General features: G+C 69.5%; 13 protein-coding genes and 2 pseudogenes. 8 read left to right on the top strand and 7 right to left on the bottom strand.

Annotated elements, in window-relative coordinates; translation table 11 throughout:
* Positions 1 to 31 precede the first annotated feature (31 nt).
* The 3 genes and pseudogenes from JIX56_RS03970 to JIX56_RS03960 form a co-directional block, all read left to right on the top strand.
* On the top strand, positions 32 to 2617 hold the full coding sequence (locus JIX56_RS03970) for a tryptophanase (protein WP_257537367.1): 2586 nt from the start codon (positions 32 to 34) through the stop codon (positions 2615 to 2617).
* A 966-nt stretch (positions 2618 to 3583) separates the two neighbouring features.
* A complete protein-coding gene (locus JIX56_RS03965) occupies positions 3584 to 4741 on the top strand; it encodes a hypothetical protein (RefSeq protein ID WP_257537366.1) in 1158 nt (385 codons plus the stop codon).
* A 320-nt stretch (positions 4742 to 5061) separates the two neighbouring features.
* Positions 5062 to 5298, top strand: a pseudogene (locus JIX56_RS03960) (aminoglycoside phosphotransferase family protein); the annotation flags it as partial.
* Between the two features lie 141 nt (positions 5299 to 5439).
* Here JIX56_RS03960 and JIX56_RS03955 read toward each other — a convergent pair.
* Entirely contained in the window at positions 5440 to 6132 is a 693-nt protein-coding gene (locus JIX56_RS03955; protein WP_257537365.1) for a TetR/AcrR family transcriptional regulator, read from the bottom strand.
* 99 nt (positions 6133 to 6231) lie between these two features.
* Here JIX56_RS03955 and JIX56_RS03950 point away from each other — a divergent pair, with 99 nt between their 5' ends.
* The 4 genes from JIX56_RS03950 (at position 6232) to JIX56_RS03935 (ending at position 9563) form a co-directional block, all read left to right on the top strand.
* Complete coding sequence (locus tag JIX56_RS03950; protein ID WP_257537364.1) at positions 6232 to 7170, top strand: NADP-dependent oxidoreductase; 939 nt, start codon at positions 6232 to 6234, stop codon at positions 7168 to 7170.
* A gap of 305 nt (positions 7171 to 7475) precedes the next feature.
* The gene (locus tag JIX56_RS03945) at positions 7476 to 8024 is read left to right on the top strand and encodes a hypothetical protein (protein WP_257537363.1); all 549 of its coding nucleotides are present in this window, start codon (positions 7476 to 7478) and stop codon (positions 8022 to 8024) included.
* A gap of 418 nt (positions 8025 to 8442) precedes the next feature.
* Positions 8443 to 9132 carry a dioxygenase family protein gene (locus JIX56_RS03940; RefSeq protein ID WP_257537362.1) on the top strand — a complete coding sequence of 230 codons (690 nt, stop codon included), beginning with the start codon at positions 8443 to 8445 and terminating at the stop codon, positions 9130 to 9132.
* On the top strand, positions 9129 to 9563 hold the full coding sequence (locus JIX56_RS03935; RefSeq protein ID WP_257537361.1) for a nuclear transport factor 2 family protein: 435 nt from the start codon (positions 9129 to 9131) through the stop codon (positions 9561 to 9563). Before JIX56_RS03940 ends, JIX56_RS03935 begins: the two co-directional genes overlap by 4 nt.
* A gap of 172 nt (positions 9564 to 9735) precedes the next feature.
* On the opposite strand, the gene JIX56_RS47610 is transcribed toward JIX56_RS03935, so the two are convergent.
* Positions 9736 to 10101 (bottom strand): MmyB family transcriptional regulator, encoded by a 366-nt coding sequence (locus JIX56_RS47610; RefSeq protein ID WP_306819817.1) that lies wholly within the window; start codon positions 10099 to 10101, stop codon positions 9736 to 9738.
* Between the two features lie 233 nt (positions 10102 to 10334).
* Positions 10335 to 10607, bottom strand: a pseudogene (locus JIX56_RS47605) (helix-turn-helix domain-containing protein); the annotation flags it as partial.
* Positions 10608 to 10669: 62 nt separating this feature from the next.
* Here JIX56_RS47605 and JIX56_RS03925 point away from each other — a divergent pair.
* On the top strand, positions 10670 to 11338 hold the full coding sequence (locus JIX56_RS03925) for a quinone oxidoreductase family protein (RefSeq protein ID WP_257537360.1): 669 nt from the start codon (positions 10670 to 10672) through the stop codon (positions 11336 to 11338).
* A 160-nt stretch (positions 11339 to 11498) separates the two neighbouring features.
* Here the strand turns inward: JIX56_RS03925 and JIX56_RS03920 are convergent, their stop codons facing one another.
* Genes JIX56_RS03920 through JIX56_RS03905 form a run of 4 tightly spaced genes read right to left on the bottom strand, consistent with a single transcriptional unit; the run spans position 11499 to position 16771 of the window.
* Positions 11499 to 13514: a beta-galactosidase gene (locus tag JIX56_RS03920; protein ID WP_257537359.1), complete on the bottom strand. Its 2016-nt coding sequence runs from the start codon at positions 13512 to 13514 to the stop codon at positions 11499 to 11501.
* A 47-nt stretch (positions 13515 to 13561) separates the two neighbouring features.
* On the bottom strand, positions 13562 to 14446 hold the full coding sequence (locus JIX56_RS03915; RefSeq protein ID WP_257537358.1) for a carbohydrate ABC transporter permease: 885 nt from the start codon (positions 14444 to 14446) through the stop codon (positions 13562 to 13564).
* The gene (locus JIX56_RS03910) at positions 14443 to 15423 is read right to left on the bottom strand and encodes a carbohydrate ABC transporter permease (protein ID WP_257537357.1); all 981 of its coding nucleotides are present in this window, start codon (positions 15421 to 15423) and stop codon (positions 14443 to 14445) included. The genes JIX56_RS03915 and JIX56_RS03910 overlap by 4 nt, the downstream gene beginning before the upstream one ends.
* A gap of 37 nt (positions 15424 to 15460) precedes the next feature.
* Positions 15461 to 16771 (bottom strand): ABC transporter substrate-binding protein, encoded by a 1311-nt coding sequence (locus JIX56_RS03905; protein ID WP_257537356.1) that lies wholly within the window; start codon positions 16769 to 16771, stop codon positions 15461 to 15463.
* Between the last annotated feature and the right edge of the window lie 253 nt (positions 16772 to 17024).

The raw sequence follows: 17024 nt of genomic DNA, 5'->3' as shown, positions 1-17024 counted from the left end.
CCCCGCACTCCGAGCAGCGGCGGGAGCACCGGTGAGCGCCATCGGGTCCGGCACCGGGAGCACCGGGAGTGACCGGACGCTCGGCGGGCTCGTGACGGGCCAGTTGCTGCGGTTGTGCCAGGTGTCGGGGCTCGGACGATCCGACGCCGAGACATACGCGCACGTACTGAACGACTCGCTGGGAGCGGTGGCCGAACGGCCCCTGGACCTGCCGCCCCCCTCCCGCACTTTCCTGTCCGACGACTCCACGCCGGTGGAGTTCTCGCTCTCCTTCACACCGGACGCGCCGCCGACGGTGCGTGTGCTGCTGGAACCGGGATGCGATGCCGACAGCCTGAGGGACAACGGCCGCGCCGGACTGCGCGTCGTCCGGTCGATGGCGCGGCGCTGGGCCTTCGCCACCGATCAACTCGACGTGCTGGAGGACCTGTTCTTACCCACGGACCCTCAGGGCCCCCTGGCGCTGTGGATCGCGCTGGAGCTGCGCCCCGGCGGTGTACCCAAGGCCAAGGTCTACCTGAACCCAGCGGCGGCCGGCGCGACGCGGGCCGCCGAGACGTTACGGGAAGCACTGGACCGGCTGGGCCACCGGCACGCCTTCGACGCGCTGCCGCCGGCCGACGGCTACCCGTTCTTCGCGCTCGACCTGGGCGACTGGGCGGCGCCCCGAGTGAAGATCTACGCCACTCATCACGGACTGCCGACCACAGCCGCCGGTGGTCTGTGCCGGATGGAATCCGGCCCCGACAACCAGACGCTGGAGGAGTTCCTCCGCACGGCGGGCGGATTCGACGACGGAACGCAACACCCGTCGGCCCTGAGGGCCACGTTCGACAGGCGCCCCGTCCTTACCTGCCATTCCTTCACGAGGACGACCGGTGGCCCCACCGGCTTCACCCTGCATGTCCCGATCAGGGACTACGTCCGGGACGACGCGGAGGCACTCCAGCGGGCTGGGGCCGTCCTCGGTCGCCACGGGCTGGACACCGGCGCGCTCGCCCGGTCGCTGGGCGCCATCACCCCGCGGCGGCCGCAGGACGGTGCCGGGCTCATCGCGTACGTGGCGCTGGCCCATGAGCAGGATCAGCCACCCCGGGTGACCACGTACCTCTCATCGGAGGCCTACGAGGTCCGGCCGCCGAACACCCCGCCGTCGGGCTACGGCACGCCGTCATCCGGACGGCATGAGCCCAGTCGCCGACACATCAACCACGCGGCAACCCGCAGCACGTCAGGAGCAAGGACCGGCATGGAGCCCTACCGCATCAAAGTCGTCGAGCCCATCGCGCTCACCACTCGGCAACAGCGCGAAGCGGCGCTGGAGCGGGTGCACTACAACCTCTTCGACCTGCGCGCCGAGGAGGTGACCATCGATCTGCTCAGCGACTCGGGCACCGGCGCCATCTCGGCCGCGCAACTCGCGGCGGGCATGGAGGGCGACGAGTCCTACGCGGGTTCGCGCTCCTTCTATCGCTTCCACGAGACCGTGACGGAGCTGACCGGCTACAAACACATCCTGCCGGCCCACCAGGGGCGCGCCGCGGAACGCATCCTCTTCACGACGCTCCTCGAACCCGGCGGCATCGTCCTGTCCAACACCCACTTCGACACGACCCGGGCCAACGTCCAACTTGCTGGATGTCAGGCGCATGACATTCCGTGCGCCGAGGCCCGCGACCTCGACAGTGCCCACCCCTTCAAGGGCAACATCGACCTGGCCGTACTCCGGCGCACGCTGGAGGGTCCGGACGGCTCCCGCGTCCGCGTGGTGATCATGACGATCACCAACAACGGGGGCGGCGGCCAGCCGGTCTCCATGGAGAACCTGAAGCAGACCGCCGAGATCTGCCGCCGGCACGGCGTCCCGATGATCCTCGACGCCGCCAGGTTCGCCGAGAACGCCTGGCTGGTGACCCGCCACGAGGAGGCATACCGCGGCCGTACCCCGCGCCAGGTCGCCGAGGAAGCGTTCCGGCTGGCCGACGGCTGTGTGATGAGTGCCAAGAAGGACGGCATCGTCCACATCGGCGGCTTCATCGGCCTCAACGACCCGGAACTCGCCGAGAAGTGCGAACGGCTCCTCATCGCCACCGAGGGCTTCGCCACGTACGGCGGTCTCGCGGGACGCGACCTCGACATGATGGCCACCGGCCTGCTGGAGGTGACCGAGCCCGCGTACCTCGCGGAGCGGGCCGACGTCGCCTCCCATCTCGCCGACCGGGTCCGCGCGGCGGGCGTCGACATCCTCGAACCCCCGGGGCTGCATGCCTTGTACCTCAACGCCGGACGATTGCTTCCCCACATACCGCCCCACCATTACCCGGGCCACGCCCTCGCCTGCCGCCTCTACCTCGAAGGCGGCATCCGCTCGGCCGAACTCGGTTCCCTCTACCTCGGCGAGGAGGACGAGGACGGCAACCCCACCAAGAGCGCGCCGTACGAACTGGTCAGGCTGGCGCTCCCGCGCCGGGTCTACACCCGCAGTCACTACGACCACGTCGGCAGGACCCTGGAACGGATCGCCAAAGGCGCGGAATCCGTCCGGGGCTACAGAATCGTGGACCAGTCCCCGATTCTTCGGCACTTCCGCGCCAAACTGCAGCCGGTGACCGGCTGACAGCACGCTCGACCCTGGTGTTCAGCGGCGGCGGCCGGGTTCGCCGCCGCCGCTGACAGGGGCCGTGCGCCGCCGGTCTGCCGCACGAGCCCTCAAAAGCCTCCCGCGCATGCTGACCGGACATGCGACTCGTCGTAAGGTATGGAAACAGCCCTTGACCTGCAAAAACGCAGGCAGGGAGCCTAGGTCCGGGAGCGCCTCCATGCTGCGTAGCATGTTCAAGTCCAAGATCTAGCGTTTGGGTGTTTCCGCGGGTCAGAGCGCTGATCTCCGCCTCCAGGTCAGCAAACGGTCAGCATCAGGCCGGACGGCTTCCGGCTTGCTGACGTGCACCCGCGGCAGGTGTCGGCTGCCCCGCCCGACGCCCTGCTCGGAAGGCTTGATACGTGGCTCGACAGCTCGCCCGTGGGATGGGGGCGGTCTTCAGTGCCCGTTTCTGAACCCCTCTTCTGGATCTTTGAGGGGGTCTAGGCTGGCTGGGTGGCCGGGGTCAACGGGCCGGTGGGAGAGCGGCGTTGTCCCGGGTGCGGTTCGCGGCTGGTGCCGGAGGCCGCGCCTCGGGCGGTGCACTGCTCGGGGGTGTGTCGGTCCAGGCAGTGGCGCCGGGTACGTCGGCTTCGGCGGCGGGTGGCCGCGTTGGAGCGGGGCGAGGGCCGGCGTGTCTGCCCGGAGTGCGGGGAGGCCTGGGTGGCCGGGGTGGACCACCGCAGCGATGCGGTGTACTGCTCGCCGCAGTGCCGGAAGAGGGCCTGGCACCACCGGAGGGAAGCGTTCGTTCAAGCGTCCAGCTGACGCTTGAACGAACGGCGAAAAGGCCCCAATTGCGGCGCTGTTCGCCCAGTTTCGCTCAGTTCCCGTCACTACCGGTGGTCGATCTGTCGGGTGCGCTGCTGCTGATGGCAGGGCCGGGGTGTGTCACCGGCGGTCCGGTCCGCCGGGCCCCGACCGCGAGGGGTGGTGGCCACGATGACGGCTGTCACGGACAAAGTCGGGAGCGTCAGCCGGCAGCGCTACGAGCAGATCGTGGCCGAACTGCGGGACGTCGTACAGCAGCAGACCAAGGGGCAATTCCTCATCGGGGACCGGGCCTTGGAGATAGAGCGCATGCAACTGAGGGGCGGACAGCACGAGGCGGCTCCTGGCGAGGAACTGCTGACGGTGCGCCAGGCGCTGTTCATGCACCCCGCGGGTTCGCACGACCCACCGGTTGACGCCGCACGCTTCACCGCGCCGGTGATGACGATGCGCGGAGCGGTTGCCACCGCCGACACACCTTCCGGCGCGGTCCGGTTCCTCGGCGCCCACCTCGGTCTGCTGGATTGCGACGGTGCGCGGCTGGCGAACACGTCCGGTCCCGCCCTGCACGCCGACGGTCTGCGGGTCGATCACAGCGTGTTCCTCCGCGCCGGGTTCCGGGCAACCGGCGCCGGACACGCCGTGCTCGCCTTGAACGGCCTGTCGGGTGAAGGTTCGCTGTTTTTGGACACCAGCGGGGTGACTCGGTCGGGTCAGGCCACGGGGGCCCTGGTCGGCATCGACGGGCTGACCTACGCGGACCTGCCGGCGCCGGTCGGGTTGTCCCGGTGGCTGGAGCTGTTGCGTGACCACACGCCCGGCTACTCCGCTCAGCCGTACCAGCAGTTGGCCGCCGTCCACCGGGCGGCCGGTCACGACAGCGAGGTGCGGGACATTCTCATGGCGCAGCGGCGGGACCAGATCGACCGTGGCGGGCTTCGGCGGCGTGACCGGGCCTGGGCCCGATTCACCGGGCTGGCCCTCGGCTTCGGTTATCAACCCTGGCGAGCGCTGCTGCTGTTGTTCGCCGTCCTCGCCGGCTCGGTCGCGCTGGCGGTCGTCCTCGGCGGGCCGGGCGGCCTGGGGCACACCGCCCGCGCGAGCACACCCACGACGCCCTGCAGCGTCGTGGAGCGGGTCGGCGTGGGTTTGGATCTGGGTCTGCCGGTGGTCAAGACGGGGGCGCGGGACCTGTGCGCCCCCGTCTTGACCACCGGCACCCCTGCAGGGCAGACCCTCACCGTCGCGGGCTGGCTGCTGCAGCTGGCCGCGTGGGCGTTGGCCACCCTGTTCGTCGCCGGCTTCACCGGCGCCGTGCGCAAGACCTGACGATTCGCCGAAATGAAGATACGCCCGAAATTCAAGATCGGTCCGGCGATCGCGAGGCGGGATTCGAGCCCGCGACCTCCGCCACGCAGGTAGCGGCGCTCTTCCCGCTGAGCTACTCTCCCGAACGGATGCTGGAGGAAGAACTCCGAACCTTCGCACCGGGTACTGGCGTTGGGACTCCTAACAAAAGTGGTGGGCTTGACCTGGTCAGAGGTCGGTGCCGTGCACGAGGCCGCTGGGTAGGGGGACGCGGTCAGCCGCGTAATCGCACGCGATAAACCCGGCGACGCCGGCGATCATCCCCGGGATACTGGTCGCCCATGGATGAGGTCAAAGTCGTCGTCGCCCATTCCGAGCGGGCGACTCTGCGCGTCGGCGGCATGTTCCTGAAGGTGGACGTCGATCAGGCGCGCATCGACGTCGAGGTCGAGGCGATGTCCCTCGCGCCGGTCCCGACCCCGGAGGTCCTGTGGCGCAAGCCGCCCGTGCTCGCGACCGCCGCACTCCCGGGGACGACGCTTGGGCGCCTCGGCGGACCGTCGACCGGGTCGCCGGCCAGGGACTCGCCGTGACCGGGGCCGCCGACATCTTGTCGAGTGGCCCACTCCGAGGGTTCCGGCCGTCGCTGCACCGCAGCGAGAGCCCCGCAACCGGTTCCCCGCACACGATGGCGCCGTAGACGAGCCAAGGCCGCCACCCTAGGTGGCGGCCGGCCCGGTTCGTGAGAGGCGGACCATGGCCCGGTACAGGACGGTGGGCGCCGGTGCTTCGGGCAGGGCGGGGATCGGGGCCCCGGGCGCGGCGTAGGAGCGGAGCATGTGGCCGACGAGGCGGCGCCAGGTGTCGGGGGCGGCGTCGCCGGTGGCGGCGATGACGCCGGCGTTGGCCATGAGCAGGATGACCACATCCTGGTGGGTGAAGTCGTCGCGCAGGTGCCCGGTGTCCTTGGCGTGGGCGATGAGTTCGAGGAGGCTCTGGTAGGCCTCGGCGCGACGGGCCTCCAGCGCTTTGGCGGTGGGGAAGGTCATGGTCAGCACGTCGGCGAAGCCGCGGTCGGCGGCCTGCATGGCGCAGACAGCGGTGATGTAGCCGGTGAAGCCGTGCCAGGGGTCGGGGTCGTCCAGGGCGGCGGTGACGGCGTCGGCGTAGGCGTCCATGCGGTCGGCGAAGACCGCGTTGACGAGTTCCTCCCGGGTGGCGAAGCGGCGGGAGAGGGTGGCTTTGCCGACCCCTGCCTCCCGGGCGACCGAGGTCATGGAGACGCCGAGTCCTTCGGTGGCGTAGAGGCGGCGGGCGGCGGCCAGGATGCGGTCGCGGTTGCGCTCGGCGTCGGCGCGCAGTCCCGTGCCGGGCTGCCGGCTCGGCGTCTGATCGGAAGGCGGGGAGGTCATGCTCCCACTCTACTCAACTGGAACGGGTGGGCCGGTTCTGTTGTACGGTGGGAGACAGTGAAAGTGGGCCGACCGGTCCACTTAATCAGGAGTGCTGTCATGCGTGCTGCAACACTCGATTCCGTCCCCTCGCCCCCGGCCGTGGCCGAGGTGGAGACCCCTCGTCCAAAAGCCGGGGAATTGTTGGTCAAGGTGGCCGCCGCCTCCTTGAACGGCTTCGACCTCGCCACCGCCGCCGGCTACACGCAGGCGTTCATGGAGCACCGCTTCCCCCTGGTCCTCGGCCAGGACTTCGCGGGCACCGTCGAGGAACTCGGCGAGGGCGTGTACGGCTTCGCGGTCGGCGACGCGGTCTTCGGTGTCGTGCTGAAGCCGTTCCTGGGCGCCGGGTCGCTGGCCCAGTACGTCACCGTGCCCGCCGGACACGGCGTCGCCCACATTCCCGTCGGCCTGACGGTGGGGGACGCGGGCGCGCTGGGCGTGGCCGGGGCCACCGCCCAGGTGAGCCTGGACGCGGTGGCCCTGTCCGAGGGCGAGACGGTGCTGGTCTCCGGGGCCTCCGGCGGGGTGGGCGCGCTGGCGGTGCAACTCGCCGCAAGCCGCGGTGCGAAGGTGGTGGCGACTGCCCGTCCCGGCGCCCAGGCCGACTTCGTCGCCGGCCTCACCGGCGCGGAGGTGCACGTGGTCGACTTCACCGGTGACCTGGAGGGACAGGTCCGCGCGATCGCCCCGGACGGTGTGGACGCGGTGCTGCACCTGGCGGGCGACGGCCCGGCGCCGGCCGCTCTGCTGCGGCCGGGCGGACAGCTCGCCTCCGCTACCGGCCTGTCCCAGGACGACGTCAAGGGGCAGGAAGTCACCGTCCACGCGATCATGGCCACCCCTGGCGCCCAGATCCTGACTTCCCTGGCCGAGCAGGTCGCCTCCGGCGCACTGCGTGTGCCGGTCACGGCCACCTACTCGCTGGAGCAGGCCCCGGAGGCTTTCGCCGCCTTCGGCGCCAGTACCCCGGGCAAGATCGCCGTCACCTGCGCCTGAAACCGGCCCCTCTTCACGGAAGACAAAGCCATCGTGCCCACTACCGCCATCGTCGGCGCAGGCCCCGGAATGGGCCTGGCCATCGCCCGCACCGTCGGCAGCCGCGGCTTCGACGGCGCCCTGATCTCCCGCACCAAGGAAGAAGCTGCAGACGCTCGTCGACCAGCTCGGCCAGGAAGGCATCACGGCCGCCGCGTTCCCCGCCGACGTGCTGGACCGCGCCTCACTGACGGATGCTCTGGACGCGGCCAAGGCCCTTTTCGGCGGCATCGACGTACTGGAGTACTCCCCGGCCGCACTCCCCGGTGCCCGGCCTCACCATGGTCGCCCCCTCCGAGGCCACTGTGGGCAATCTGCAGCCGCAGATCGAGTATGTCTTCTACGGCGCCGTCGCCGCGACCCACGCGGTGCTGCCCGCGATGCGCGAGGCGGGCGTCGGCACCCTGCTGTTCACCACCGGCGGCGGTTCGGTGGATCTCGTTCCCATGCTCGGCAACGTCAACGCCGCCGGCGCCGCCCTGCGCAACTGGGTCAATAACCTGGCCAACGAACTGGCCGGCAGCGGTGTGCACGCCGCACACGTGGCGATCAACGTCTGGATCGGTGACGGCGGCCCGGAGGGCTTCCCGAGCGTTCCTCGTCCTCCAGCTCACCGACGCCCGCTACCGGCGGGCCATGCCCGCCATCAGCAACTGACTCAGGACCGGCCCGCCATGACCTTCGAACTCGGCGTCTACTCCTTCGGCAACACCCCGCGCCGTGCGGACGGCAGCCGCGGCCCCACCGCCCAGGCCCTCCGCGATGTGCTGGAGGCCATCAAGCTCGCCGACGAGGTGGGCCTGGACTTCTGGTGAGGCGTCTGCGGGCCTTGCGGGGTCACCCCATGGCCGACATCCGACGAATCCGACGAATCCGTCGAAGTCCTCGCCACCGAACCGCCCGCCGTCCGAAAAGACCACGCCATGAAGACCGTCGCCACCGGGTTTCGCAGCCGTGCCCCTCCGACTCCCCTCGCACCCCGGGCGCCTGATGCCCGCCCTCAGTGATCCCCCACCATGAAGGAGCAGACCGGAATGACCACGACCACCGATCCGTCCTACGTCGACCCGGCGCTGATCAACCCCCGCACGGTACGACTCGTCGAGGCGTTCAAGGACGCCCTGGCCCGCCTCCGCGACGAGGAAGGACTGACCTTCGACGACCTCAACGCCGTCACCGACGTGCTGCAGCAGATGCAGCAGGCCACCGGCGCCCCCCCTGGCGCTGGCCGCCATGCCGCTCTACGGCGAGCTCTTCCAGGGCGGCCGGGACGGCTACACCCCCTCCGAGGACGTCAAGAGCCCCACCGTCATCCCCGGCTCCCCACGGATCGACAACCCCGGCACTCTGCCGATGAGGCCGGACGAGCCCGGCACCCCGCTGGTCGTGTCCGGCCGCGTCCTGGACGGCCACGGACAGCCGCTCGCGGGCGCCAAGCTGGAGATCTACCACGCGGCCAACAACGGCAACTACTCCGGTCTGTACGACGACGGAGTGCCCAAGTACAACCTGCGCGGGCACCTGTTCACCGACGCCGACGGCCGCTACACCTTCACCACCGTCACCCCTGTCGCCTACGCCGATGCCTACGCCATGGCGATCGACAGGGTCGTCGAGGCCGCCGCGGCCATCGGCCGCAGCCTCTACCGTCCGGCCCACATCCACTACGAGGTCCACCACCCCGACCTGATCACCCCCTGGTTCGGCGAGATCTACTTCAAGGGAGACCCCGTCATCCCCGTCGACTTCGTCGGCCCGAAGCTGGCCCACCCCGCCCTGCAGGCGGACACCGCCCTGCACGAGGACCCCGAGGACATAGCCGCACACGGTTTCCAGGGCCCCTACCGGAGCATGGAGTTCGACTTCGTCCTCAAGACCCGCACCAGCCCGGACACCATCACCCCGAAGGGGGAGAAGGCATGACACCCGAGGAGACCACGACCTGGTCGCTGGCCCGGCTGAACACGGCCTTCTTCCACCACTACGACCGTCGCGAGTACGACGAGCTGCTCGAACTCTTCGCCCCCGACGCCCTGTACGAGGTCCATGGGCGCAAGCTGCGCGGTCATGCCGAGATCCTGGACGTGCTCCACGCTCGTTCCGGTCCCGAGGTGACGGTCCGCCACCTCGTCACCAACCAGCACTTCCACACCATCGGGGACGGGAGCGCCCAGGGCACCGTCTCCCTTCTTGCCTACGCCGGACCCACCCCTGTCGACGAGGGCCCCGCCCTCTATCCGGCCGCGAACGCCGGACACATCGTCGAACTGAACGACCACTACCGGCTCGACAGCGGGCACTGGAAGATCACCCACCGCGCGACGCACCCGATCCTCGCCCCGGCCCTCAACTGATCATCCCCACGGTGTCGTGACCTCTCGTCGGCGGGACCCACAGCGGTTCCCGCCGACGAGCATCCGCCCGTTGGGGAAAGAGCCGCGACCACCGGCGGCGGATCACCACCGGACACGGGACGCGTCACGCTGTCCCGCGGAGTCCGGACATCGACGTCTCTTCCAAGGACGCTCAGGCGGTCGCCGGGCCCGCATCTCCGTCGGACTCCGGCGCTGCGGCGGGTACTTCCCGACCGGCCGGGCCGGTTCGGCCGGCAACCCAGCTCAGCAGCATCCCGAGGGCCTCGGCGGTCGGTGAGCCGAGCCGGGGCAGGTAGGTGATCAGTGAGCGATCGGGACGTGCTGGCACGGTGAGCATGTGGTAGTCGAACTCGAGCGTGCCGACGACCGGGTGCACGACACGGACGACGCCCAGCCGCTTCTCCCGTACGTCGCCGGTCGCCCACAGCCGTTGGAACGGCTCGCTGCGGATGGCCAGCTCACCGACCAGCGCTGCCAGTTTGGCGTCGTCGGGCCGGCGCCCCGTGAGCAGGCGCAACTGGGCGACCGTCTCGGCGGCGATCGCCTCCCAGTTCGAGTACCGAGCAGCAGCGCGGGCGCGTCCCCCATGGCCTCCAGCAGCCGGACCAGCGGCTCGTCGGGCACTGCTCTCGATACCCGTTGCGTGGCTCTCGCCTCGGCGTCGGCTCGACGCGGGCGAGCCAGGTTGCGAAGGTGCTCGGTCTCCACGTCCGAGAGGGAGAGCGCCTGCGCGACAGCGTCGAGCACCTGGTCGGAGACCTGAGCGGTACGCCCCTGCTCCAGGCGCTGGTAGTGGTCCGGGCTGACACCGGCGAGCAGGGCGACCTCCTCGCGTCGCAGCCCCGGTACCCGCCGCCGGGTGAGGCTGGGGGGCAGCCCCGCCTGTTCGGGTGTGATGCGCTCGCGTCGGATGCGCAGGAACTCCCCGATAGTCGTCTCCACCCCACCGACGGTACGCCGCCGACCACAGACCTGCCTGGCCCTGCTGGACCCAGGTAACAGCGGACCTTCCTCGCAGCTCATCGGTGGACCAACGTCGGACCTGCGACTTCCGCACGGGAGGCGCGGAGAGAAGGACAGGTCAGATGCGTGCAGCAGTAGTCAGGGAGTCCGGCGGCCCCGAGGCGATCGAGATCGTCGACGTGGCGACCCCCGAACCGGGGCCCGGAGAGGTGCTGGTCAAGGTGGCCGCGGCTTCGGTCAACTTCGCCGACGTCATGGTGCGCACGGGACTCAAGGTGGCCCTGGAGCCGGGGGAGTGGCTGCTGGTGTCGGGCGCCGCCGGCGGGGTGGGGCTCTTCACGGTCGAGCTTGCGCGGCTGCGGGGGCTGAACGTGATCGCCCAGGCCGGACCGGCCGACGAGAAGCTCGTGCGGGAGGCCGGCGCACGGCTTTTCGTCTCGCGCGACGACGACCTTGTGCCCACGGTGCGCCGACTGGTGCCTGGGGGCGTGGACGGAGCGGTCGACGCGGCCAACCTGGCCGCCGGGGCGGCGGACGCCGTGCGGCACGGCGGTGTGTTCGTGTCGCTGCTCAACTCCGCGCCCATGGCGCGCCGCCAGGTGCGGATGATCAATATGGCGTGGCACACGGACGCCGGGCGCCTGGCCAAGCTGGCGGCCTATGCGGGCGCCGGTCTGATCAGCCTGCGGGTGGCCAGGACCTATTCCCTGGAGCAGATCGCGGATGCCCACCGGGCCCTCGCCGAAGGCGGGCTCCGAGGCCGGATCGTGTTGGTCCCGGACCACCGGTGACACAAGCCCTGGTCGACGGCGGGCAGGCGGGGATCGTCTGACTGTTCCACGGCAGCGTGCCCACGGTTCGTCGGCACGCTCCCTGGCGAGGGCGTCACCACCGCCGCGTCCCCCTGACGTACTCGACCGCGATGTCGGCGGCCCAGGACCTGCGCTCTGGTCAGCGTGGCTCGCGGATGACGGCGACGGCTCCCGGTGGGACGCTGACAGTGCCGGAGACCGGCGTGCCGGTGAGGAGTTCGACGCCTTCGGCGAACACTTCGGCGCCCTTTCCCGTGTGGTCGATGAGGAACAGATAGTCGGCTTCCGCACCCCGGCGCCGGACGACCTCGATCCCGGCGGGTGCGTCGTGCTCCGGTGTGACGCCGGCGTCCTGACGGATGCGGTCGAGCAGGGCGGCGAGCGTGTCCTGGTCGGGGTGTGTGGCCAGATACCAGGCAGTGCCGTCGCCGTGCCGGTGGCGGGTGACGGCGGGGTGGCCGGCCAGTGGGCCGTCGGCGTGGGAGGCGACGGCCTGTGCGCCGGTGAGCCGGACGCGTTCCGACCACAGGTCGGCCGTGGCTCCCGGCGCCACGTCGCCGGTCAGGCCGGTCGTCTCGCCCGGCAGCAGGGGGAAGAGCTCGTCGGTGACCACGCCGAGGACATCGCGGAAGGCGCCGGGGTAACCGCCCAGGTACACATGGCAGTTCTCGTCGACCATGCCGCTGTGGAAGCCGACGGCAAGAGTGCCCCCGCGTTCGGTGAACCGGGTGAGGTTCGCCGCGGCCGCCTCCGTGACCAGGTACATCGAGGGTGCCAGGACGAGTTTGTAGCGGTCGAGTCCGGGGTCGTCGGGGCGTACGAAGTCGACGGCGACCCCGGCCCGCCGCAGGGGGGTGTACCAGTCCCGTACCAAGTCCTGGTAGCGCAGTTCGCCGCTGGGCTGGGAGGGCAGTTCCAGTGCCCAGCGGGCGTCCCAGTCCCACACGATCGCCACCTGTGCCGTGCTGGTGGAGTCCCGCACTTCGGCCAACGCCCGTAGTTCGGCGCCGAGTTGGACGACGTCGCGCCAGATCTGGCTGTCGGTGCCGGCGTGCGGGAGCATCGCCGAGTGCCACTGCTCGGCGCCCGCCCTCGCCGCCCGCCACTGGAAGAACGCGATGCCGTCGGCGCCGTGGGCCACGTGCGCGAGCGCGTTGCGGCGCATTTCCCCGGGGAGCTTGGCACGGTTGACGGGCTGCCAGTTGACGGCACCGGTCGAGTGCTCCATGAGGAACCACGGGCCGCCCGCGAGCGAACGCATCAGGTCGCCGTGGAGGGCGATGTCGACCTCGGCCTCCGGGTCGTCGGACAGCAGGTAGTGGTCGTTGGAGAGGATGTCCAGCTCGGGTGCCCAGCGCCAGTAGTCGAGAGCGTCGATGGTGCGCAGGACCAGGAAGTTGGTGGTCGCGGGGGTGTCCGGAGCGGCCCGCCGCAGTACCTCCCGTTCGGCGGTGCACAGGGAGAGTAGTTCGTCGGAGCAGAAACGGCGCCAGTCGAGCCGCTGGGTGGGGTTCGGGGGAGCCGCGGTGGTGCGGGGCGGCAGGATCTGGTCCCACGAGTAGTACCACTGGCTCCAGAAGGTGGTGCCCCAGGCGTGGTTGAGGGTGTCCAGATCATTGTCGTAGCGGGCGCGCAGCCAGGTGCGGAAGGCGGCGGCGCTGGTGTCGCAGTAGCAGGCGTCGTTGTGGCAGCCGTACTCGTTGTGGACGTGCCACATGGCGACGGCCGGGTGGGTGGCGTAGCGCTCGGCGAGGGCTTCGGTGATCCGCAGCGCCGCTCGGCGGTAGGCGGGGCTGGACGGGCAGAAGGTCTGGCGGCTGCCGTACGTCAGTCGGCGGCCGTCCTTGTCGACCGGCAGGGCTTCCGGGTGCTCGACGAAGAGCCAGGCCGGCGGGGCCGCCGTGGGGGTGGCCAGGTCTGCGGAGATACCGTTGGCGTGGAGCAGGTCGAGGATCTTGTCCATGCGGGCGAAGTCGTAGACGCCCTCGGACGGTTCGAGCAGCGCCCAGGAGAAGATGCCGACGCTGACCATGGTCACCCCGGCCTCGCGCATCAGCCGCATGTCCTCCGCCCAGACCTCCTCGGGCCACTGCTCGGGGTTGTAGTCACCTCCGTAGGCGATTCCAGGTATGCGAAGACGGCGTGCGGTACTCACTGGTGATGCTCCGGGAGGGGTGTAGGGGAGGGGCAAGAGGGGGTGTGTCAGCCCTTGTTGGCGCCCAGCGTGAGGCCGCTGACGAACTGCCGCTGCAGCACGAAGTAGACGATCAGCGTCGGGATCGCGGTGAGCAGGGCGCCTGCCGCGACCAGGTTCGGGTCGGTGAAGTACGCCCCGGTGAGGTTGTTCAGTGCCGAGGTGATCGGCATGTTCTCGCCGGTGGAGATCAGGACCAGGGCCCAGAAGAAGTCGTTGTAGATCCAGATGGAGAGCAGAGTGGCCAGGGCCGCCATGGCCGGGCGGCACAGCGGGAGCACGATCTGCCAGTACTGCCGCCACACCGAGGCGCCGTCGACCAGCGCGGCCTCGGTCAGTTCGTGCGGGAGCGAGCGCATGTAGTTGCTCAGCACGAACGCGCAGAAGCCGGACTGGAAGGCCACGTGGATCAACACCAGGCCGAGCGCGGAGTCGTAGAGCTTGCCGGACATCGTGATGCCGGGCAGGTCCACGAGCAGGTACAGGCGGTACAGCGGGGTGATGATGACCTGTTGCGGGAGCAGGTTGCCCGCGGTGAAGACCAGGAGCAGGAAGAGGTTGATCCGGAAGTCGAAGCGGCTGACGTAGAAGGCGACCATCGACGACAGGAACAGCGTCACCAGCACCGCCGGCACGGCGATGATCATCGTGTTGACGAAGTAGTGCCCCATGTCCGACTGCGTGAACGCGTTCGTGAAGTTGTCGAAGCTCAGCTCGTCGGGCCAGGACACATAGCCCTTCTCGCTGGTCTCCGCGTACGACCGCATGGCCGAGTACAGCGCCCAGAGCAGCGGCGCGAGCCAGGCCAGCGCGGCGCCCGCGAGGAAGACGTGCAGCAGGACCCGGGCGGGCCGGACGGGCGTACGGACCTTGGTCATGACGGTGGAGCTCATGCGCGCCGCTCCTTCCGGAAGGTGGCCACCAGGTAGGGGATGATCACGACGAGCGAGATGACCAGCAGGACGACGGCGATGGCCGAGCCGTAGCCGATCCGGCTGGACTCGCCGATGATGTTGTTGGTCACGAGGATCGACAGCAGCTCGGTGCCCTCGGCGCCCTTGTTGAAGACGAAGACGAGGTCGAAGGCGCGCAGGGCCTCGATGATGGTGACGACCAGCACGACGGTGTTGGTCGGCCGCAGGGTCGGGAAGATGACGTTCTTGAACGTCTGCCACTCGTTGGCACCGTCCAGGGCGGAGGCCTCCCGCAGCGACGGGTCGACGCCCTTCAGGCCGGCCAGGTACAGGATCATCATGTAGCCGGTGTGGCGCCAGGAGGCGGCGACGAGGATCGCCCAGAGGTTGAGGTCGGGGTCGCCGATCCAGTCGATGTAGCGGCCGGGCTCGTTGGCCCCGACGATGCTGTTGATCAGGCCGGTGTCCGGGTTGTACACCAGCTGCCAGACGAACCCGATGACCGCCATCGACAGCACGACCGGCAGGAAGAACGCCGTCTGGTAGACCCGGCTGAACCGGATCTTCTTGTCCAACTGCACGGCCAGGAACAGGCCGAGCGGCGTGGGGAGCGCGATCAGGACGACGAACCAGATGACGTTGTGCTGGAGGGCGGGCCAGAACTGCGGGTTCTGCTCGAAGAGTTCCTTGAAGTTCTGGAGCCCGACCCACTGGATCGAGTCGAAGCCGATGCCGTCCCAGGTGGTGAAGGCGAGGGCGATGGAGGCCAGGGCGGTGACCCAGACCAGGGACACGTGCAGGATCGTCGGCAGGCCGGCCATCAGGCCGAGCGTGATCCGGTCGCGGCGGGTCAGCAGGCGCTGGTGGCCCTGCGGAACCCGCCTCTTCGGCGTCGCGGCGCCCGGAGGCGGCGCCGCGGCCGCCTCCGGGATCTTCGTGATCGCGTCGGAGCTCATGGTGTCGGTGTTCATCCGCTTCAGAAGGGAGTCGGGCTCAGCCGGACGCGAAGATCGTCTTCTTCTGACGCTCGATCGAGGACAGCAGGCTGTCGATGCCCTTGGGGTCGCGGATGAACTTCTGGAGTGCGGGCTGCATCACCGTGGAGGTGAAGTCGGGCCGGCTGTCACGGTCCATGAACTGGGTGAGATGCTTCGCCTGCGCGATCATCTCGTAGCCCTTCTTCTGGAGGGCGCTGTAGCCGGAGGTGTCGGCCTTCGTGGAGGCGGCGATCAGGCTCGGGTCGGCCTTCAGGTAGATCTCCTCGGCCTGCGGCGTGCCCAGGAATTCGAGCAGCTTGACGGAACCGGCGTGGTTCTTGGGCTTCTTGCTGAGCATGATGCCGTCGGTCGGCGCCTCCACGGTGTCCTGGCCGTACGCCGGGTCTATCTCGGGGAAGGCGAAGAAGTCGAGGTCGTCCAGGTCCGCCTTGTTGGTGAACTGCTGGGCCACGAACATGCCGAGCATATACATGCCGGCCTTCTTCGCCACCAGAGTCTGGGCGGCGTCCTGCCAGGTACGGCCGACCGCGCCCTCCTGGTGGTAGGGGAGGGTCTCGGCCCAGGTGTCGAAGACCTTGCGGACCTTCGCGTCGGTCCACGAAGCCTTGCCCGCCATCAGCTCGACATGGAAGTCGTAGCCGTTGAGGCGGAAGTTGATCTGGTCGAAGGAGCCCATCGCCGGCCAGGCGTCCTTGTCGCCGTACGCGATCGGGACGAGGCCGTCCTTCTTCATCTGCTTGCACAGGGCGACGTACGCGTCCCACGTGGTGGGGACCTCGTAGCCGTACTGCTGGAAGACACTCTTGCGGTAGAAGACCGCCCACGGGGACGTGGTGAGGGGTACCAGGTAGTACTTGCCGTCCTGACCCTTGCTCAGGTCGTGCATCGCTGAGGGGAAGTTGCCGCCGATCGTCTTCCACACGTCGTCGATCGGGGAGGCGAGCCCCTTGGCCGCGAAGAACTGCATCCGATAGCCGGCGAACCACTGGAACACGTCATCCGGGGTGCCCTGCAGGTAGGTGTTGATCTGCTCCTGGAAGGTGTTGTGGTCCTTGGTGTTGATGTCGACCGCGATCCCGGACTGCTTCGTGAAGGCCGCGTAGACGTCGGCGTACCCCTTCTTCGGGACGGCGTCGGACGCGTTGGAGCCCACGGTGACGGTCTTGGTGTCCGACGACACGGAGCTGTCGGCGCAGGCACTCAGCAGGGGAATGCCGGCACCCAGTAGCGCGGCTCCGCCAAGCCCGCGGAGCACGGTGCGGCGGCTGGTGCCAGGCATGGGCTGGCCAAGGGATGAATGGTGCATTTCGACTCCTGACAGATCTGGCGGTACCCAGGCATGGCGCGTCAGCCGGAAGGGGGTTGGCGGAGAAACAGCCGCCGAGTGACCAGAACCAAACACGATCGAACAAGTGCGATCGGTGGACGCCAGGAAGCGTGAACGCTCTGTGTACTGGCTGTCAAGACGTCGCGTCCGGCAATGTGTGATGGATCCAGGTCCGATCGGGAGCCCGTTGTCCGGGCAGCCGGAGCGGACGGACAGGACTGACCCGGCTGGC

Source organism: Streptomyces sp. CA-210063 (assembly GCF_024612015.1).
In the GTDB taxonomy this organism is placed as follows: Bacteria; Actinomycetota; Actinomycetes; order Streptomycetales; family Streptomycetaceae; genus Streptomyces.
The sequence above is the reverse complement of the archived record's forward strand: the minus strand, read 5'-3'. Positions and strand labels throughout refer to the sequence as shown.

Coding starts and splice junctions, on each gene's coding strand:
- JIX56_RS03965 (WP_257537366.1), top strand. CDS start 3,584: ATGACGGCTGTCACGGACAAAGTCGGGAGCGTCAGCCGGCAGCGCTAC.
- JIX56_RS03955 (WP_257537365.1), bottom strand. CDS start 6,132: ATGACCTCCCCGCCTTCCGATCAGACGCCGAGCCGGCAGCCCGGCACG.
- JIX56_RS03950 (WP_257537364.1), top strand. CDS start 6,232: ATGCGTGCTGCAACACTCGATTCCGTCCCCTCGCCCCCGGCCGTGGCC.
- JIX56_RS03940 (WP_257537362.1), top strand. CDS start 8,443: ATGCCGCTCTACGGCGAGCTCTTCCAGGGCGGCCGGGACGGCTACACC.
- JIX56_RS03935 (WP_257537361.1), top strand. CDS start 9,129: ATGACACCCGAGGAGACCACGACCTGGTCGCTGGCCCGGCTGAACACG.
- JIX56_RS03925 (WP_257537360.1), top strand. CDS start 10,670: ATGCGTGCAGCAGTAGTCAGGGAGTCCGGCGGCCCCGAGGCGATCGAG.
- JIX56_RS03915 (WP_257537358.1), bottom strand. CDS start 14,446: ATGAGCTCCACCGTCATGACCAAGGTCCGTACGCCCGTCCGGCCCGCC.
- JIX56_RS03910 (WP_257537357.1), bottom strand. CDS start 15,423: ATGAGCTCCGACGCGATCACGAAGATCCCGGAGGCGGCCGCGGCGCCG.
- JIX56_RS03905 (WP_257537356.1), bottom strand. CDS start 16,771: ATGCACCATTCATCCCTTGGCCAGCCCATGCCTGGCACCAGCCGCCGC.